Below are 18984 nucleotides of genomic sequence, written 5' to 3' on the forward strand. Positions count from 1 at the left end.
GAGTAGGAGGGAAAATTCATGTTTCATCGAGGAACGTGGAAACTAGCTGCATCCGTTGTTACATCGCTGTTATTACTTAGTGGTTGTGGGTTATTTGGAAAGGATGAAGCTGTTAAAGAAATTGACCCGCCACAGGATGTGAGCTATTTAAAAGATGGGCAATCATTACAAGAAACAACTGGAAAACAAGGGGGAGAAAAAGACGAGAAAAAAGCAACCGAAACAGTAAAACGCGAGCTTTACTTAATTGATAAAAATGGATTTGTCGTGCCGCAGACCGTAGAACTGCCGAAGACAGATGCTGTGGCAAAGCAAGTGCTCGAATATTTGGTGGAAGATGGCCCTGTTTCGGAATTGTTGCCAAACGGGTTTCGCGCTGTATTGCCAGCAGATACAAGGGTATTAGGAGTGAAGCTGGAGAAAGATGGCACCATTATTGCTGATTTCTCACCAGAATTTGCAAATTATAAACCAGAAGATGAAAAGAGAATTTTGCAAGCCATTACATGGACGCTGACACAGTTTGATAATGTGAAAAGAGTAAAAATTCGCATTAACGGTTATGATCAAGATGTCATGCCAGTCAATAAAACACCTATTCAAGACGGTGTCAGCCGCACTGATGGAATTAATATTGATGCCAAAGGTGTTGCGGATATTACAAATACTCACCCAGTTACCGTTTATTTTGTCGCTCAACAAGGAAACGATACGTACTACGTTCCAGTAACGCGCCGCGTGTCTAATAAAGAAAAAGATGATATTGTCGCTGCGGTTAACGAATTAATTAAAGGACCAAGCTATGGCAGCGGTCTTGTAAGTGAGTTTCAGCCAGATACTCAGTTAGTTGGAAAACCAAAATATGAAGATGGAAAAGTGACATTAAACTTTAACGAAGCCATTTACGGCAGCAATAAGAAAAATGTCATTTCGGATCATGTATTAAATTCGCTTGTTCTCTCACTAACGGAGCAAAAAGGAGTCGAAAGTGTCGCTATTATGGTAAATGGAAAAGCAAATCTTGTTAGAGAAGATGGAAAACCGTTATCCGAACCAGTGGCAAGACCAGAAAAAGTGAATACAGAAAGCTTTTAAGCGATTATTTTCGAAAATGACAATGAACAACATGGAGTAGCTAGCAGTTTGATGCGATATTATGATATAAAAAAGAGGTAGACGGTGTGCTACCTCTTTCTGTTTATAATAAAGGAGGATTTTTATTATGAGGATAGATGGCAGAGAAAACAAACAGCTGCGTCCTGTACATATGGAGAAGCATTTTATTAAACATGCAGAAGGGTCGGTATTCATTACGGTTGGTGATACAAAAGTGATTTGCACAGCAAGCATCGATGACAAAGTGCCGCCGTTTATGCGTGGCGGCGGAAAAGGATGGATTACTGCGGAATATGCGATGCTGCCGAGAGCGACAGAACAGCGAAATGTGAGGGAATCTAGCAAAGGAAAATTATCAGGGCGAACAATGGAAATCCAACGTCTTATCGGAAGAGCGCTTCGTTCTGTCGTTAATTTGGACAAGTTAGGCGAGAAGACGGTATGGATTGATTGTGATGTGATTCAAGCGGACGGAGGAACGCGGACAGCGTCGATTACAGGAGCGTATGTAGCGATGGTGTTAGCGTTCGCAAAATTGATGGAAGAAAAGAAACTCGATGAACTTCCTGTGAATGATTTTCTAGCTGCTACATCTGTTGGTATCGATCCAGAACACGGAATTATTCTTGATTTGAACTATGCGGAAGACGCGCGGGCAGAAGTCGATATGAACATTGTGATGACAGGAGCTGGCCGCTTTGTGGAAATTCAAGGAACAGGAGAAGAAGCGACATTTTCGCGAGAACAATTAAATGAATTGCTAGATACAGCAGAAGTAGGAATTCGACAGCTTATCGACATTCAACGGAAAACGTTAGGAGAACTTGCAATGCAAATTGATATAAAGAGAAGCGAGGAAAGTGGGGATACATGATGAAACAAGTCATTATCGCGACGAAAAACGTCGGAAAGGCGCGAGAGTTTCAAGAACTCCTTAAAAAAAAAGGAATAGAAGTAAAATCGCTTCTAGATTTTCCGAATTGCCCAGATGTTGAGGAAACGGGCAGCACGTTTGCTGAAAACGCGGTATTAAAAGCGGAAGCGATGTCCCATTATTTTCATGCGATCGTGATCGCCGACGACTCCGGTCTATCGATTGACGCTTTACATGGAAGACCAGGTGTATATTCCGCCCGATACGCTGGAGAAGAAAAGAACGATCAAAAAAACATTGCCAAAGTATTGGAAGAGTTGAAAGGAGTTCCTTTTGAAAAGCGAACGGCGCGTTTCCATTGCGCGCTTGCTGTCGCGGCTCCAGGGCGCCGCACAACCGTCGTTGAGGGAACGTGTGAAGGATACATTACAGAAGTGCCAAAGGGTGAAAACGGATTTGGGTATGATCCAATTTTTTACGTTCCGCAAAAAGGAAAAACGATGGCGGAATTATCCAAAGAAGAGAAAAATCAAATCAGCCATCGAGCAAAAGCGTTAGCGAAATTAGAAGAGCAGTGGGATGAAATCATTAACGATAAGGAGTAAGGAAACATGAAAGTGTTAATTGTTAGTGATAGCCATGGATTAACGAAAGAACTAGAAGAAATCGTGGCGCGTCATCGTCATGAAGCAAATGCGCTGATTCATTGCGGAGATTCTGAATTGTCTTTTGATCAAAAAGAAATTGCACGTTTTTTGGTAGTGCGCGGAAATTGTGATTTCACCACGCAATTTCCTAATGAACGAACCGAAGAAATTGAAGGGGTTCGCTTTTTCATTACTCACGGTCACCTCTATAATGTGAAAATGTCGCTAATGAATCTTTACTATCGTGCGAAAGAAGTAGAGGCAAAAGTGGTATGTTTTGGTCATTCTCATATCGCTGGTGCTGAGATGATCGACGGTATTTTATTTATTAATCCGGGAAGCATTTTGTTGCCGAGAGCGCGGAAAGAAAAAACATACGCATTATTGCAAATAGAAGACGGAAAAGCAACGGTTCAATTTTACGAACTCGATGGAAAAGAAGTGGCATCACTTACGAAAACATTTACCCTATGAGCGAGATTTTTCTCGCTCTTTTTTATCTTGACTTTATCGAAAAACTTTTCTATAATATAGACTGTCTTTGGGAAACGAGCAACACTTCCATGAATCGACTGCGAGTTGTCTCGACGCATCTCACTTCCTTGAATCAGCTGGTAGAGGAAGAGACAGGATATCAAGGATGAAAATGCGAAATTGAATATAGTGTGAAATATATGTCCCAGTAGCTCAGCGACGAGCCATACTTCCATGAATCAACTGCGAGTTGTCTCGACGCACTAGGCTTCCTTGAATCAGCTGGTAGAGGAAGAGACAGGATATCAAGGATGAAAATATGAAATTGAATAGTGTGAAATACATGTCCCAGTAGCTCAGCTGGATAGAGCAGCGGCCTTCTAAGCCGTCGGTCGGGAGTTCGAATCTCTCCTGGGACGCTAAAACCTCCTTTTCCGTTGTGGAAAAGGAGGTTTTTTATTGGGCAACAAAAAATTTTTTTAATATGAAAATTCATTGATTCTATCAATATGTAAGCGTATACAAATAGTTGGATGAATCTAAATATTCAAAAAAATAGTATTGACTCTCTTTTGTTTTAGGATTATTATAATTTTCAAATAAATCAAACGAATGAACAATAACAGCAATGATCAATACAAACGAGAGACTGTACTTACCAGGGAAGAGGGGAACAAAATTGAGTGAACAATGGATTTTTTTAAACGGTGAATTTGTGACAAAAGAAAATGCGAAAATCTCGGTATACGATCATGGCTTTTTATACGGCGATGGTGTATTTGAAGGGATTCGTGTCTATAGCGGTAACGTATTTCGATTAAAAGAGCATATAGATCGTCTTTACAATTCAGCAAAATCGATTTTATTAACGATTCCTTATACAAAAGAAGAAATGACAAATTATGTTATTGAAACGATACGAAAAAATCAATATCAAGATGCATATATTCGTCTTGTTGTTTCACGCGGAGTCGGCGATTTAGGGCTTGATCCATATAACTGCCAAAAGCCGCAAGTCGTTATTATTGCTGAACCGCTGGCGCTTTTCCCTAAACATTTATATGAAACAGGAATCGAAGTGGTAACGGTTGCGACTCGGAGAAATCGTTCGGATGTGCTTAGCCCAAAAGTAAAGTCGCTTAACTATTTAAACAACATTCTTGTTAAAATTGAGGCACATCTCGCTAACGTAAGCGAGGCGTTGATTTTAAATGATCAAGGATATGTAGCCGAAGGATCGGGAGATAACGTCTTTATTATTAAAGACGAGGTAATATATACACCGCCTGGATATGTTGGAGCGCTGGAAGGAATTACGCGTCAAGCTATTATCGAAATTGCTCAAGATCTTGGTTATGTCGTAAAAGAAGAGCCGTTTACGCGCCACGACGTTTATGTCGCTGATGAAGTCTTTTTAACTGGAACGGCTGCCGAAGTGATCGCTGTTGTGAAGGTGGATGGACGCGTGATCGGTGAAGGCGTGCCAGGAAAGCATACAAAACGGCTGCTTGAAGAGTTTAGACGTCGTGTTGTTTCTGAAGGAGTAAAAGTATATCAAACCAACGCAAGTGTTAGATAATGCACAATGAAAGTTTTATATATGCGAAAGCGTTGACGAGGATAAGTAGTCAGCGGGGACAGCATCCACAGAGAGCCGGGGGAGCTGGGAACCGGTGATGCTGCCGCTTGACGAACTCACCTCTGAGCGCCAGCCTGAACGTCATATGGCTAGTAGGGTTGGACGGGTGGAGTACACTAGCTTCACTCGTTACTAAAAAGAGTGGTTGGTTTATTTGCCAATCGCTCATGAGGTGGTCGTAATGGCCACGAAGAAGGGTGGTACCGCGAAAAGTGAACCTTTTCGCCCCTTTGACCGAACCAAAGTAGGTCATTGTGGGTGAAAAGGTTTTTTTCATAGCGATGAAAAATGCGAGGGAGGATGGATGATGGCAAGGATGAAAGTAGAGGAAAAAACGTCCGAAAAAACGAAAATGAGCGGAGCGCTAATGTTAATTGAGGCGTTAAAGGCGGAAAAGGTAGAAGTTATTTTTGGATATCCGGGTGGTGCGGTGTTGCCGCTTTACGACAAGTTATATCAATCAGGAGTGTTTCACGTGTTAACGCGGCATGAGCAAGGGGCCATTCATGCCGCAGAAGGATATGCGCGTATTTCTGGAAAGCCGGGCGTTGTGATCGCAACATCAGGGCCTGGAGCGACAAACATTGTGACAGGTTTAACAGATGCAATGATGGATTCGCTGCCGATCGTCGTATTTACAGGTCAAGTTGCAACGAACGTCATCGGTTCAGATGCGTTTCAAGAAGCGGATGTTCTCGGAATTACGATGCCAATTACGAAACATAATTATCAAGTTCGTGATATAAGCGAGCTTCCGAAAATTATTAAAGAAGCGTTTCATATTGCCACAACAGGAAGACCTGGTCCTGTATTAATTGATATCCCAAAAGACATTACCACAGCGGAAGGAGAATTTGATTACGAACAAGAGGTTCATTTGCCAGGGTATCAACCGACCACTCACCCAAACCATTTGCAAATTCGCCGCCTTGTAGAAGCGGTTAGCCAATCGAAAAGACCTGTCATTTTAGCGGGAGCAGGCGTATTACATGCGAACGCTTCAAATGAACTACGGCAATATGCTGAACAACAGAATATTCCAGTCGTTCATACGTTATTAGGCTTAGGCGGATTTCCAGCCGATCACCCATTATTTTTAGGAATGGCTGGCATGCACGGTACGTATACAGCAAACATGGCGCTATATGAATGTGATTTACTCATTAATATTGGGGCAAGATTCGATGATCGTGTAACAGGAAATTTAAAATATTTCGCACCAAAGGCGACGGTGGCCCACATTGATATTGATCCGGCGGAAATCGGCAAAAACGTGCCTACGAAAATTCCGATTGTCAGCGATGCGAAAGCGGCCTTGCAAGAATTAATTCATCAGCAAGGAAAGCCGGCGGACACAAACGCATGGCTTGCCCAGTTAAATGAATGGAAACGACAATTCCCTCTTTATTACGAAGACGATGAACAAACGATTAAGCCGCAAAAACTGGTGGAAATGATTTATGAATTAACGAACGGAGAAGCAATTATTACTACCGACGTTGGCCAGCATCAAATGTGGGCGGCGCAATATTACAAGTTTAATAGACCGCATCGCTGGGTTACTTCGGGCGGACTTGGAACGATGGGATTCGGCCTCCCGGCGGCGATCGGAGCGCAGCTTGCGGATAGAAATGCTACGGTCGTTTCCATTGTTGGTGATGGTGGCTTCCAAATGACATTCCAAGAGTTGTCTGTAATCCAAGAACTTCAATTGCCGATTAAAGTGGTTATTGTGAATAACCAAGCGCTTGGCATGGTTCGTCAATGGCAGGAACTTTTTTATGAAAAACGATATTCCCATTCTCTCATTCCAAATCAGCCGGATTTTGTAAAACTAGCAGAAGCATACAATATGCCGGGCTTCCGGGCGAAAACGGAGGCGGAAGCGATGGAGGTACTAAAGAAAGCATTTGCGATTGACGGTCCGGTTTTACTTGATTTCCATGTGAAAGCGGATGAAAACGTCTATCCAATGGTTGCACCTGGAAAAGGATTACATGAAATGGTGGGGGTGAAACCGTGCGGCGAATTATCACAATGACAGTCAATAACCGTCCAGGCGTTCTCAACCGAATTACCGGGTTATTTACGAAGCGGCATTATAACATTGAAAGCATCACGGTAGGACATACAGAAGTAGAAGGAGTTTCCCGAATGACATTTGTCGTCAATGTCGAAGATGAGCGGACGGCCGAGCAAATTATTAAACAGTTAAACAAGCAAATTGACGTGCTGAAAGTAAATGATATTACCGACCAAGCGATTGTTGCGCGGGAACTGGCGCTGGTGAAAGTATCCGTGACACCGGCGCTCCGCCAAGAGATTTATACGCTTATTGAGCCATTCCGCGCTTCGATTGTCGATGTAAGCAAAGATAGTCTTGTTATTCAAGTAACAGGCGAATCCGAAAAAGTAGAAGCGCTCATTGAGTTATTGCGACCTTATGGAATTAAAGAAGTGGCGAGAACAGGCACAACAGCGTTTACACGCGGCTCACAAAAAACAGCCGCTACACATAAAACTGTTTTCATTATCTAAAAGACTATGAGAAAAGGAGAGATGGATAATGGCAAAAGTTTACTATAACGGAGATGCAAATGAAAAATACTTACAATCAAAAACGGTGGCAATTATCGGTTACGGTTCACAAGGTCATGCACATGCACAAAACCTTCGCGACAGCGGCGTGAATGTTATTGTTGGGCTTCGCAAAGGAAAATCATGGGAACAAGCGGAAAAAGACGGTTTTGCCGTATATAGTGTTCGCGAAGCAACCAAACAAGCAGATATCGTCATGGTTCTTCTTCCAGATGAAAAACAACCAAATGTATATAAAGAAGAAATCGAACCAGAGCTTCAGCCAGGAAATGCATTAGTATTTGCCCACGGGTTTAATATCCATTTTAATCAAATTGTTCCTCCTGAACATGTCGATGTATTTTTAGTTGCGCCGAAAGGTCCGGGGCATTTAGTGCGCCGCACGTATACAGAAGGAGCCGGCGTTCCTGCATTAATTGCAGTGTATCAAGATGTAACGGGGGAAGCAAAACAAACGGCGCTCGCGTACGCAAAAGCGATCGGTGCGACAAGAGCGGGAGTGCTGGAAACGACATTTAAAGAAGAAACAGAAACAGACTTATTCGGCGAACAAGCTGTATTATGCGGAGGATTAACATCGCTTATTAAAGCAGGATTTGAAACGCTTGTCGAAGCAGGATATCAGCCGGAAGTAGCCTATTTCGAATGTTTGCATGAAATGAAGCTGATCGTTGATCTTCTGTACGAAGGCGGTCTTTCTTGGATGCGTCATTCGATTTCCGATACGGCGCAATGGGGAGATTTCATTTCTGGGCCGCGCATTATCAATGATGCGGTGAAAGCAGAGATGAAAAAAGTTCTTCATGATATTCAAACAGGAAAATTTGCAAAAGGATGGATTTTGGAAAACCAAGCAAACCGTCCGGAGTTTAACGCGATCAACCGCCGTGAAAATGAACACCTCATTGAGATTGTCGGCCGCGAATTGCGCAGCATGATGCCATTTGTGAAAGAAAGACAGAAAGAAGTGGTGGTCTCCAGTGCGAAAAATTAATATTTTTGATACGACGTTGCGTGACGGTGAACAGTCTGCTGGAATCAATTTGAATTTGCAAGAAAAACTTGAAATTGCCCGTCAGCTTGAACGGCTCGGTGTAGATATTATTGAGGCAGGCTTTCCTGCCTCATCGAAAGGAGATTTCCAAGCGGTAAAACAAATCGCCGAAACGATCAAAACATGCTCTGTTACCGGGCTTGCTCGTTCGGTACAGAGCGATATTGACGCCGCATGGGAAGCGTTAAAAGGAGGAGCGGAGCCTCGTCTCCATTTATTCATCGCCACATCTCCGATCCATATGAAGTATAAATTGCAAATGACGCCGGAACAAGTCATTGAAACGGCGGTAGAGTCGGTCAAATATGCAAAACGCTATTTTCCAATTGTCCAATGGTCGGCGGAAGACGCCTGCCGCAGCGAGCTTCCATTTTTGGCCAAGATTATTACAGAAGTGATTAAAGCGGGGGCGACGGTCATTAATATCCCAGATACAGTAGGGTATATTACCCCGAAAGAGTACGGGAATATTTTCACATTTTTAAGCAATAATGTTCCGAATATTGAAAAAGTTTCTCTTTCTGCCCATTGCCATGACGATTTAGGAATGGCGGTTGCAAATTCACTGGCAGCAATTGAGCATGGCGCAACACAAATCGAAGGGACGATTAACGGAATCGGCGAACGCGCGGGAAATGCGGCATTGGAAGAAATCGCTGTCGCGCTTTACATTCGCAAAGATTATTATCAGGCAGAAACACGCCTTAACCTTCAAGAAATTAAGCGAACGAGCAATTTAGTAAGCAAATTGACAGGTGTGGTTATTCCGCCAAACAAAGCGGTCGTCGGCAAAAATGCCTTCGCTCATGAGTCAGGAATCCATCAAGATGGTGTATTAAAAGAAAAAACAACGTATGAAATTATTTCACCAGAACTTGTTGGCGTTCAATCAAACTCCATGGTGCTTGGAAAACATTCGGGACGGCATGCGCTGCGCAATCGTGTTGAAGAACTTGGATACACATTATCAGATGAAGAAGTTAATAAATTATTTGTTCGATTTAAAGAGTTGGCAGATAAGAAAAAAGACATTACCGATGATGATTTAGTCGCACTTATTTTTGAAGAAAAATTTGATCACTTTAAAGATTTTTATCAGTTATGCTCGCTTCAAGTTCAGTATGGCACAAACCAAATTCCGACCGCTGTTGTCGTCTTAAAAGACGGACAAGGAAATGAGATTCAAGAAGCGGCAACGGGAGCAGGAAGCGTCGAAGCATTGTATAACACGTTAGAGCGTTGCTTTAAGACATCTGTTACTCTTCTTGATTACCGTATTGAATCCGTGGGAGGTGGTCGTGACGCGCTTGCGCAAGTTTTCGTGAAAGTGCGTGTCAATGATATAGAAACTAGCGGTCGCGGTACGGCGCAGGACGTGCTGGAAGCATCCGCAAAAGCGTATATTAACGCAGTCAACCGCGTGTTTATGATTGAAACGATGCGCGCTGAGAATCAAAAAGTAGCGATGCAATAAAACCAATGGAGGGGAAACAGCATGGGAAGTTATCGGATTGCCGTATTGCCGGGTGATGGAATCGGAAAAGAAGTGACGAGGGGAGCTGTTGAAATTCTAAAAACAATCGAAACCCGTTTTGGACATCAGTTTGAGTTCGAATTCGGGCTTATTGGTGGAGCGGCGATTGACCAAAAAGGTACGCCGCTCCCAGATGAAACGCTTGCCATCTGTCGTGAAAGTGATGCGATATTGCTTGGGGCAGTCGGTGGTCCGAAATGGGATCGAAATCCTGCACATTTGCGCCCGGAAAAAGGATTATTGCAAATTCGTAAAGAGATGAATTTGTTTGCCAATTTGCGGCCAGTAAAGTTTTACGACAGTTTAATGGATTCGTCACCGCTGAAGAAGGAAGTGATTCAAGGTGTCGATTTGTTAATCGTTCGTGAATTAACAGGAGGACTATATTTTGGGAAACCGAGCGGACGGATGGTAGAAAACGGAGAAGAAAAAGCAGTAGATACGCTTCTATATAAAAAAGAAGAAATTAAGCGGATTGTGAAAGCAGCGTTTGAACTTGCGCGTAAAAGGAAGAAAAAAGTGACATCTGTTGATAAGGCGAATGTGCTCGAGTCAAGCAGAATGTGGCGGGAAATTGCTGAAGAAGTGGCGCAAGAGTTTCCTGATGTAACGCTTGAGCATATGCTTGTCGATAATGCGGCAATGCAGTTAATTCGCTCTCCGCAACAATTTGATGTCATTGTTACGGAAAACATGTTTGGTGACATTTTAAGTGATGAAGCTTCGATGTTGACCGGTTCACTCGGAATGTTGCCATCCGCAAGCTTATCGACATCAGGACCTAGTTTGTATGAGCCAATTCACGGTTCTGCGCCTGATATTGCTGGTCAAAATAAAGCAAATCCGATTGCAACGATTTTATCAGCGGCAATGATGCTTCGATTATCCTTTGGGCTTTCGGAAGAGGCAGATGCAATTGAAAAAGCAGTTCAGCAAGTATTGGCAGCTGGATTGCGAACAGCAGATATTGCACAAAAAGGGCAACGAGTCGTTTCCACTGATGAAATGGTAAACGAAATTAAAGCGACGATTTTAGATAATGAAGCAATTTTCCATATTATGACTGTTTACTCATGAAAAATGAGAGGTGAAAGCAGTGAAACCGAAAACGATTATTGAAAAGATTTGGGAAAATCATGTCGTATATCGCGAAGATGGAAAACCAGATTTGCTCTATATCGACTTACATTTAGTGCACGAAGTCACCTCTCCGCAAGCGTTTGAAGGATTGCGGCAAAAGGGGCGGAAAGTGCGCCGCCCAGATTTAACATTTGCGACGATGGATCATAATGTTCCAACAGTAAACCGTTTTGTGATTGAGGACGAAGTGGCAAGAAATCAAATTGCCGCGTTGGAACGAAACTGTCGGGAATTTTCGATTCCGCTAGCTGATTTGCGTAGTGAAGAACAAGGAATTGTCCATGTGATTGGTCCAGAGCTTGGTTTAACACAACCAGGAAAAACGATTGTTTGCGGGGACAGCCATACGTCGACACATGGAGCATTTGGGGCGCTTGCGTTTGGAATCGGAACGAGCGAAGTGGAACATGTGCTTGCGACACAAACGTTATGGCAGCATAAACCGAAAACGCTGCAAATTCGCATTAACGGAAAATTAGGGGAAGGAGTTACCGCCAAAGATGTCATTTTGGCGATTATCGGCCGCTATGGGGTTGATGTTGGAACAGGATATATTATCGAATTTACTGGAGAAGTCATTCGTAACATGTCGATGGAAGAGAGAATGACGATTTGCAACATGTCGATTGAAGCAGGCGCGCGTGCTGGTTTAGTAAGTCCAGATGAAACGACGTTTGCTTATTTGCGAGGGCGCAAATATGCGCCGAAGGGAGAAGAGTTTGAAAAAGCGGTAGAACGCTGGCGGGCTCTTGCTACAGATGAAGGTGCGGAATACGACAAAACGATTGAAATAGATGCGTCGACCATTGCCCCAATGGTGACATGGGGAACCAACCCATCGATGAGCACATCAATCGATGGAACAGTGCCGCATCCGGAGAATTTTTCAAGCGAAACGGAACAAAAGGCAGTACGACGCGCTTTGGAATATATGGGATTAAAACCTGGCACTCCGATTACAGAAATTCCAGTACAGCACGTTTTCATCGGTTCCTGTACGAACTCTCGTATTAGCGACTTGCGTGAAGCTGCGAAAATTGTCAAAGGAAAGAAAGTGGCAAAAGGCGTGCGTGCGCTTGTTGTCCCTGGATCGCAACAAGTGAAAAAACAAGCGGAAGAAGAAGGATTAGCACAAATTTTTATCGATGCGGGATTCGAATGGCGTGATTCCGGTTGCAGCGCATGTCTAGGAATGAATCCAGACATTATACCGGAAGGAGAACATTGCGCTTCCACATCTAATCGAAATTTTGAGGGACGACAAGGAAAAGGGGCAAGAACGCACTTAGTTAGCCCGGCGATGGCTGCCGCTGCTGCAATTTATGGGCATTTTGTTGATGTTCGACAATTGCAGAAAGAACCGGTCCATTAAGGGGGGAAACGAATGAAGCCATTTACTGTTCATAAAGGGAAAGTAGCAGGCATCGACCGCGCCAACATCGATACAGACCAAATTATTCCAAAACAATTTTTAAAGAGAATCGAGCGTACGGGGTTTGGGAAGTTTCTGTTTTACGACTGGCGTTATATCGATGGAGAAAAACCAAATCCGGATTTTGAATTAAATCGGCCAGAAAACGAAGGGGCAACCATTCTTGTTGCTAACGAAAATTTTGGCTGTGGATCATCGCGCGAACATGCTCCATGGGCCCTGCAAGATTACGGATTTCAAGCGATTATTGCCCCATCGTTTGCAGATATTTTTTATAACAACTGCCTAAAAAATGGGTTATTGCCAATTCGTTTAGCTAAGCAGGATGTCGAATATTTATTGAGAGAAAGCACAAAAGCAGATTATGAATTAACAATTTCTTTAGAAGATCAACGGGTGTATGATGATAGCGGATTTGAGCGGACGTTTGACATTGATCCATACCGAAAACAACTCCTTTTAAAAGGTTGGGATGAAATCGATTTAACGTTCGTTTATGAACCGTATATTGCAGAGTATGAAAAAAAACATTGCCCAATGTCGTAAGTGGAAAAAAGCCGTTCCGCCTCAAAAAGCTGGAACGGCTTTTTCTTTTTTCTGCTTATTTTGCTTGTATTTTGGAGGAAAAATTGTTACACTTGTGTAAAAATTTTATTGGGGCGGGCGAACATGGAGAGAAAAAATAAAAATATTATTTTGTTTCCTCGTGTCAAGGAACGCCTTGTTGAAGAGGGAATGGAAGCACTGCAGGCAAAGCGGTACAATGAAGCGCTTCATTTTTTTCATGAAGCAGAACAGCTTGGTGAGAATAGTTTCCATGTAGCACTTAGTATTGCCGTTTGTCACTGCGAATTAGGTGATTTTCTTGAGGCTGAACGCCGTTTACGCATGTTGCTTCAAGAACATAGAGATGATATCGAACTTTTGCAAATGTATGTATCTATTTTGATGCAAATGCAACGATATGAGCAAGCAGAAATGGTGATACGTAATGCGTTGCACCGCTGCCATCTTTCTCCTTCGATGCGGGAGCACCTGGAGCGTCTGCTTCATTTCAATCAAAAAATGAGCAAAACTGCTTTGCCGCTTGCTGAACAAGATAGCATTCAGCAGCTGTTTGAGTCGGACGATATTACCGAGCATATGAAAGTGATCAAGCAGTTAGAAAATGAAGATATTGCTCCTGTTCTTTCCATTTTAAAACAATATTTAATGAACAAATCAAAAAACCCAATAACCAAAACAATGATTTTGCGTTTGCTTACGTTAAAAAATGTAACCGATGTTGTCACAATCGAAAAGTTTGGAGAAAGAATGGAAGTAATACCGGCAAATCTAAACGAACAGGCGCAAACGGCGTTTGCATTACACGTGTTACGGCAGTTAGAGAATACGTTAGCAAGCGAAAATCCAAGCTTATATGAAGTAGCTGTAGATATTTGGCTTCGTTATACGTACATTCTTTACCCGTTTTCTCCAAAACCGACTGCATGTGAAGAGTGGATTGCAACGCTTCATTTCGTTGCCTGTCAATTTCAAGGAGTACCAGCAGCTTTAGAGGAAATTGCCCGCATGTATCATGTTCATGCTGAAAACATGGATTTTCTTTGCAAAAAGCTTTATGAAGTAGAGAAATTTTCCTATTTTTAATCATCTTATTCGTATTGAAACATCATTGTTGTATGTTATAATATAATGGTTGTATTGCGTATGTGTTTTATACTTTTTATTACATATATGAGAATAATAAAAAGATAATGAAAAATGGAATCGTTTCATTATCTTCATCCTTAATTAAATTATAATGAATGATTTTTAGGTGGAGGGAATATTATGTCAGTAAAATGGGAAAAGCTTGAAGGTAATGAAGGCGTTCTTACTGTTGAAGTGGACGCGGAAAAAGTAAATGAAGGATTGGATGCGGCGTTTAAAAAGGTAGTGAAAAACATTGCTATTCCAGGATTCCGCAAAGGAAAAGTACCGCGCGTCATTTTTGAAAAACGTTTTGGAGTAGAAGCGTTATATCAAGATGCACTTGATATTTTATTGCCAGAAGCTTATGCAAAAGCAGTAGAAGAAGCAGGCATCGAACCAGTAGATGTTCCAAAAATCGATATTGAACAAATGGAAAAAGGAAAAAGCCTTATTTTTACAGCAAAAGTTACTGTAAAACCAGAAGTAAAACTTGGGCAATATAAAGGATTAGAAGTAGAAAAAATGGATGATACTGTCACAGATGAAGATGTAGAAAACGAATTAAAACGTCTTCAAGAAAACTACGCGGAGCTTGTTGTAAAAGAAGACGGCAAAGTTGAAAACGGCGATACAGCAGTGATCGATTTCGAAGGTTTTGTTGACGGCGAGCCATTTGAAGGCGGAAAAGCAGAAAATTACTCGCTTGAAATCGGTTCTGGCACATTCATTCCAGGATTCGAAGATCAATTGATCGGCATGCAGGCAGGAGAAGAAAAAGAAATTGAAGTGACATTCCCTGAAGAATACCATGCAAAAGAATTAGCGGGCAAACCTGCAACATTCAAAGTAAAAGTACATGAAATAAAAGAAAAACGTCTTCCAGCATTAGACGATGAATTCGCAAAAGATGTAGACGATGAAGTAGAAACATTAGAACAATTAAAAGACAAAATCCGCAAAAGACTTGAAGAAATGAAAAAGAACGAAGCGGAAGCAGCACTTCGTGATGCGGTTGTTGAAAAAGCGGCAGAAAACGCGGAAATTGATATTCCAGAAGTAATGGTGAAAAACGAAACAGACCGCATGTTGCGTGAATTTGATCAACGTTTGCAAATGCAGGGGCTTAATCTTGAACTTTATTATCAATTCTCGGGCCAAGATGAAGCAGCATTGCGTGAACAAATGAGAGAAGATGCGGAAAAACGCGTTCGTGTTGCTTTAACAATAGAAGCGATTGCAAAGGCAGAAAATATTGAAGTAACAGAAGAAGAAATAAATGAAGAACTAGAAAAAATGGCGAAAGCATATAATTTAGAAGTGGAAAAACTAAAAGAGCTATTAGGAAATCTTGATGGTGTAAAAGAAGATTTGAAATGGCGGAAAACGATCGATTTCCTTGTAGAAAATAGCAAAGTTGCGGCATAATATATAAAGAGCAAGGCGCGAATGTTCGTGCCTTGTTCTTTCATACAAAAAATAAAGTGTGATAAAGAATTTTCTAATTTTTCTAACACATTGCAATTTTTTTATTAGCTTTTTGGAGATCATTTATGATAAAATGACCAATACATACGTTTTGTCGTCAGAGTTTTGTGAGGAAAATAAAATACATATGAAGTTGTGCGATTTCGTGGCAAGGGGTGAAGTTGATGTTTAAATTTAATGATGAAAAAGGACAGTTAAAGTGTTCGTTTTGTGGAAAAACGCAAGACCAAGTCCGCAAGCTTGTTGCTGGTCCCGGTGTATACATATGTGATGAATGCATCGAGTTATGTACGGAGATCGTGGAAGAAGAGTTAGGAAACGAAGAGGAATTTGAATTTAAAGATATTCCGAAACCAAAAGAAATTCGGGAAATTTTAGATGAATATGTCATCGGCCAAGATGAAGCGAAAAAATCGTTAGCAGTTGCGGTTTATAATCATTATAAGCGGATTAATTCTGGCAGTAAAATCGATGATGTAGAATTATCAAAAAGCAATATTTTAATGATTGGACCGACGGGAAGCGGAAAAACGCTGCTGGCGCAAACATTAGCGCGCATTTTAAACGTGCCGTTTGCGATTGCGGATGCAACATCGCTTACGGAAGCTGGATACGTCGGTGAAGATGTAGAAAACATTTTGCTCAAGCTTATTCAGGCAGCCGACTATGATGTGGAACGGGCTGAAAAAGGAATTATTTATATCGATGAAATCGATAAAATCGCCCGTAAATCGGAAAACCCATCCATTACGCGCGATGTATCTGGTGAAGGGGTACAGCAGGCGTTATTAAAAATTTTAGAAGGAACGATTGCCAGCGTTCCGCCTCAAGGTGGACGCAAGCATCCACATCAAGAATTTATCCAAATTGACACGACGAACATTTTATTTATTTGTGGCGGTGCGTTTGATGGGCTCGAACCGATTATTAAGCGTCGCTTAGGAAAAAAAGTAATCGGATTCGGCGCCGATATTCAGCAGTCGGATGTAGATGAAAAGAATTTATTGTCAAAAGTGCTTCCGGAAGATTTATTAAAGTTTGGGCTTATCCCAGAGTTTGTCGGTCGCCTTCCGGTCATTACGACTTTAGAGCCGCTTGATGAACAAGCGCTTGTCGATATATTAACAAAGCCGAAAAATGCGATTGTAAAACAATACCAAAAAATGCTTGAACTTGATGGGGTGGAGCTTGAATTTGAAGAAGAAGCGCTGCGGGAAATTGCGAAAAAAGCAATTGAACGAAAAACCGGAGCGCGCGGTCTTCGCTCGATTATTGAAGGAATTATGCTTGATGTCATGTTCGAACTGCCGTCTCGTGAAGATGTGCAAAAATGTGTTATTACCGTAGAGACGGTTCGTGGCAATAAACCGCCAAAACTGATTCGCCACGACGGAACCGTGATAGAACAAGAGAGAAAAACATCAGCGTAATGTTTGTAAAACTGCCTTAGTCATAAGGCGGTTTCTTTTTTTGTTTATTCCTGCCTTTTCACGGAGATACTATCATACTACATACTATTTGAAGGCAGGAGGATTTCAGAGAATGAATTGGGCAAATGCAGTACTATTGATACAACTATTTTTCGGGATTATTATTGGTCTTTATTTTTGGAATTTGCTTAAAAGCCAACGGATCCAAAAAGTTTCGATCGATAAGGAATCCCGAAAAGAAATGGAACAGCTTCAGAAATTGCGATCCATTTCGTTAACCGAACCACTTGCGGAAAAAGTAAGACCTAAAAGTTTTGAAGATATTGTCGGTCAAGAAGACGGAATTAAAGCGTTAAAAGCGGCGTTATGCGGTCCGAACCCTCAGCATGTCATTATTTACGGACCACCAGGCGTTGGGAAAACAGCGGCGGCTCGTCTAGTTTTAGAAGAGGCGAAAAAAAATCCGCTTTCTCCTTTTAAAAAGAATGCGGTATTTGTTGAATTAGACGCAACGACAGCACGGTTTGATGAACGTGGAATCGCTGATCCGTTAATTGGGTCTGTGCACGATCCAATTTATCAAGGGGCTGGAGCGATGGGACAAGCAGGCATTCCGCAGCCAAAGCAAGGTGCGGTAACGAATGCACATGGTGGAGTTTTATTTATTGATGAAATTGGAGAGCTTCATCCGATTCAAATGAATAAATTACTGAAAGTGCTCGAAGACCGTAAAGTGTTTTTTGAAAGTGCTTATTATAGCAAGGAAAACCCGCAAATTCCGAGTCATATCCATGACATTTTCCAAAATGGGCTTCCTGCAGATTTTCGCCTTGTTGGAGCGACAACGAGAACACCAAACGAAATTCCTCCGGCTATTCGCTCGCGTTGTTTAGAAGTGTTTTTCCGTGAACTGGATCAGGATGAAATTGCGCTCATTGCAAAAAAGGCAGCGGAAAAAATACGTTTAAAAGTATCGGAAAACGGAATTCGTATTCTTGCGTCTTATGCAAGAAACGGGCGGGAAGCAGTAAATATCATGCAAATTGCTGCGGGAATTACTATTTCTGAAAACCGTGAAACGATTTTAGATAAAGACATTGAATGGGTCATCCAATCAAGCCAATTGTCGCCGCGATATGAAAAGAAAATCGCTCATACGTCGATGGTTGGTCTTGTGAATGGATTAGCTGTATACGGTCCGAATACCGGAGCGCTTTTGGAAATTGAAGTAACTGCTTTGCCAACAAAAGAAAAAGGAACCATTAATATTACTGGCATCGTCGAAGAAGAAAGTATTGGAAGCCGGGAAAAATCCATTCGCCGCAAAAGTATGGCAAGAGGTTCTGTTGAAAACGTCATTACTGTATTGCGTGCGCTGGGGGTTCCCGCTGATCGTTATGATATTCATATTAATTTCCCAGGAGGCATTCCAATCGATGGCCCGTCCGCAGGAATTGCGATAGCAACCGGAATTTATTCAGCGATTTATCAAATACCGGTTGATTGTACGGTAGCGATGACAGGAGAAATCAGTATTCACGGTTATGTCAAACCAGTAGGAGGAATTTTTCCAAAAGTAAAAGCGGCGAAACAGGCTGGGGCGAAAAAAGTGATCGTTCCGTTGGAAAACATGCAATCCATTTTACGAGAGATCGATGGGATCGAGATTATTCCTGTCCAACGTTTAGAGGAAGTGTTTCCAGTTGTATTTGGAAAAGATTTTGCGCAACACGATAGCGCTATTCCAGCCGCTGCCGATCGCTCCGAAAAAAAATCAGTGTAGTAGCAAGCGATACGACTTCGACGAAAAAAGGATGTCGAAGTCGGTTTTTCTTTGTATTATAATTCATAAACAAGATATAAAAA

16 protein-coding genes, 1 tRNA gene and 1 other annotated feature are annotated in these 18984 nt (G+C 42.0%); all 17 genes read left to right on the forward strand.

Annotated elements, in window-relative coordinates:
* Nucleotides 1-18 precede the first annotated feature (18 nt).
* Nucleotides 19-1095, forward strand: coding sequence for a GerMN domain-containing protein (locus tag QSJ37_RS13330; RefSeq protein ID WP_285755571.1), 1077 nt, complete (start codon nt 19-21; stop codon nt 1093-1095).
* Between the two features lie 127 nt (nt 1096-1222).
* The gene (rph, locus tag QSJ37_RS13335; RefSeq protein ID WP_015864706.1) at nt 1223-1990 is read left to right on the forward strand and encodes a ribonuclease PH; all 768 of its coding nucleotides are present in this window, start codon (nt 1223-1225) and stop codon (nt 1988-1990) included.
* Complete coding sequence (locus QSJ37_RS13340; RefSeq protein WP_285756137.1) at nt 1990-2595, forward strand: XTP/dITP diphosphatase; 606 nt, start codon at nt 1990-1992, stop codon at nt 2593-2595. Before rph ends, QSJ37_RS13340 begins: the two co-directional genes overlap by 1 nt.
* Nucleotides 2596-2601: 6 nt before the next feature.
* Entirely contained in the window at nt 2602-3111 is a 510-nt protein-coding gene (locus QSJ37_RS13345) for a metallophosphoesterase family protein (protein WP_285755572.1), read from the forward strand.
* Nucleotides 3112-3456: 345 nt separating this feature from the next.
* Nucleotides 3457-3530 (forward strand) — tRNA-Arg (locus QSJ37_RS13350).
* 260 nt (nt 3531-3790) lie between these two features.
* Nucleotides 3791-4690 carry a branched-chain-amino-acid transaminase gene (gene ilvE, locus QSJ37_RS13355; protein ID WP_285755573.1) on the forward strand — a complete coding sequence of 300 codons (900 nt, stop codon included), beginning with the start codon at nt 3791-3793 and terminating at the stop codon, nt 4688-4690.
* A 23-nt stretch (nt 4691-4713) separates the two neighbouring features.
* Nucleotides 4714-4983: a binding site (T-box leader), on the forward strand.
* A 74-nt stretch (nt 4984-5057) separates the two neighbouring features.
* Nucleotides 5058-6791 carry an acetolactate synthase large subunit gene (gene ilvB, locus QSJ37_RS13360; RefSeq protein ID WP_483313613.1) on the forward strand — a complete coding sequence of 578 codons (1734 nt, stop codon included), beginning with the start codon at nt 5058-5060 and terminating at the stop codon, nt 6789-6791.
* Nucleotides 6770-7288, forward strand: a complete 519-nt coding sequence (gene ilvN / locus QSJ37_RS13365; RefSeq protein WP_285755575.1) for an acetolactate synthase small subunit — start codon at nt 6770-6772, stop codon at nt 7286-7288. Before ilvB ends, ilvN begins: the two co-directional genes overlap by 22 nt.
* A 28-nt stretch (nt 7289-7316) precedes the next feature.
* On the forward strand, nt 7317-8342 hold the full coding sequence (gene ilvC / locus QSJ37_RS13370; RefSeq protein ID WP_285755576.1) for a ketol-acid reductoisomerase: 1026 nt from the start codon (nt 7317-7319) through the stop codon (nt 8340-8342).
* Nucleotides 8329-9876, forward strand: coding sequence for a 2-isopropylmalate synthase (locus QSJ37_RS13375; protein ID WP_285755577.1), 1548 nt, complete (start codon nt 8329-8331; stop codon nt 9874-9876). The genes ilvC and QSJ37_RS13375 overlap by 14 nt, the downstream gene beginning before the upstream one ends.
* 21 nt (nt 9877-9897) lie before the next feature.
* Nucleotides 9898-11013, forward strand: a complete 1116-nt coding sequence (gene leuB / locus QSJ37_RS13380) for a 3-isopropylmalate dehydrogenase (protein ID WP_285755578.1) — start codon at nt 9898-9900, stop codon at nt 11011-11013.
* 19 nt (nt 11014-11032) lie between these two features.
* On the forward strand, nt 11033-12448 hold the full coding sequence (leuC, locus tag QSJ37_RS13385; protein ID WP_285755580.1) for a 3-isopropylmalate dehydratase large subunit: 1416 nt from the start codon (nt 11033-11035) through the stop codon (nt 12446-12448).
* A 12-nt stretch (nt 12449-12460) separates the two neighbouring features.
* Complete coding sequence (gene leuD, locus QSJ37_RS13390) at nt 12461-13054, forward strand: 3-isopropylmalate dehydratase small subunit (protein WP_015864696.1); 594 nt, start codon at nt 12461-12463, stop codon at nt 13052-13054.
* 123 nt (nt 13055-13177) lie between these two features.
* Nucleotides 13178-14158 carry a tetratricopeptide repeat protein gene (locus tag QSJ37_RS13395; protein WP_285755582.1) on the forward strand — a complete coding sequence of 327 codons (981 nt, stop codon included), beginning with the start codon at nt 13178-13180 and terminating at the stop codon, nt 14156-14158.
* A gap of 183 nt (nt 14159-14341) precedes the next feature.
* Entirely contained in the window at nt 14342-15628 is a 1287-nt protein-coding gene (tig, locus tag QSJ37_RS13400; RefSeq protein WP_285755583.1) for a trigger factor, read from the forward strand.
* 224 nt (nt 15629-15852) lie between these two features.
* Nucleotides 15853-17118, forward strand: coding sequence for an ATP-dependent protease ATP-binding subunit ClpX (gene clpX, locus QSJ37_RS13405; RefSeq protein WP_285755584.1), 1266 nt, complete (start codon nt 15853-15855; stop codon nt 17116-17118).
* A 112-nt stretch (nt 17119-17230) separates the two neighbouring features.
* Nucleotides 17231-18901 carry an ATP-dependent protease LonB gene (gene lonB / locus QSJ37_RS13410; protein WP_285755585.1) on the forward strand — a complete coding sequence of 557 codons (1671 nt, stop codon included), beginning with the start codon at nt 17231-17233 and terminating at the stop codon, nt 18899-18901.
* The last annotated feature ends 83 nt before the right edge of the window (nt 18902-18984 follow it).

The sequence above is a fragment of the Parageobacillus sp. G301 genome (genome assembly GCF_030268025.1).
GTDB lineage: Bacteria > Bacillota > Bacilli > Bacillales > Anoxybacillaceae > Parageobacillus_B > Parageobacillus_B toebii.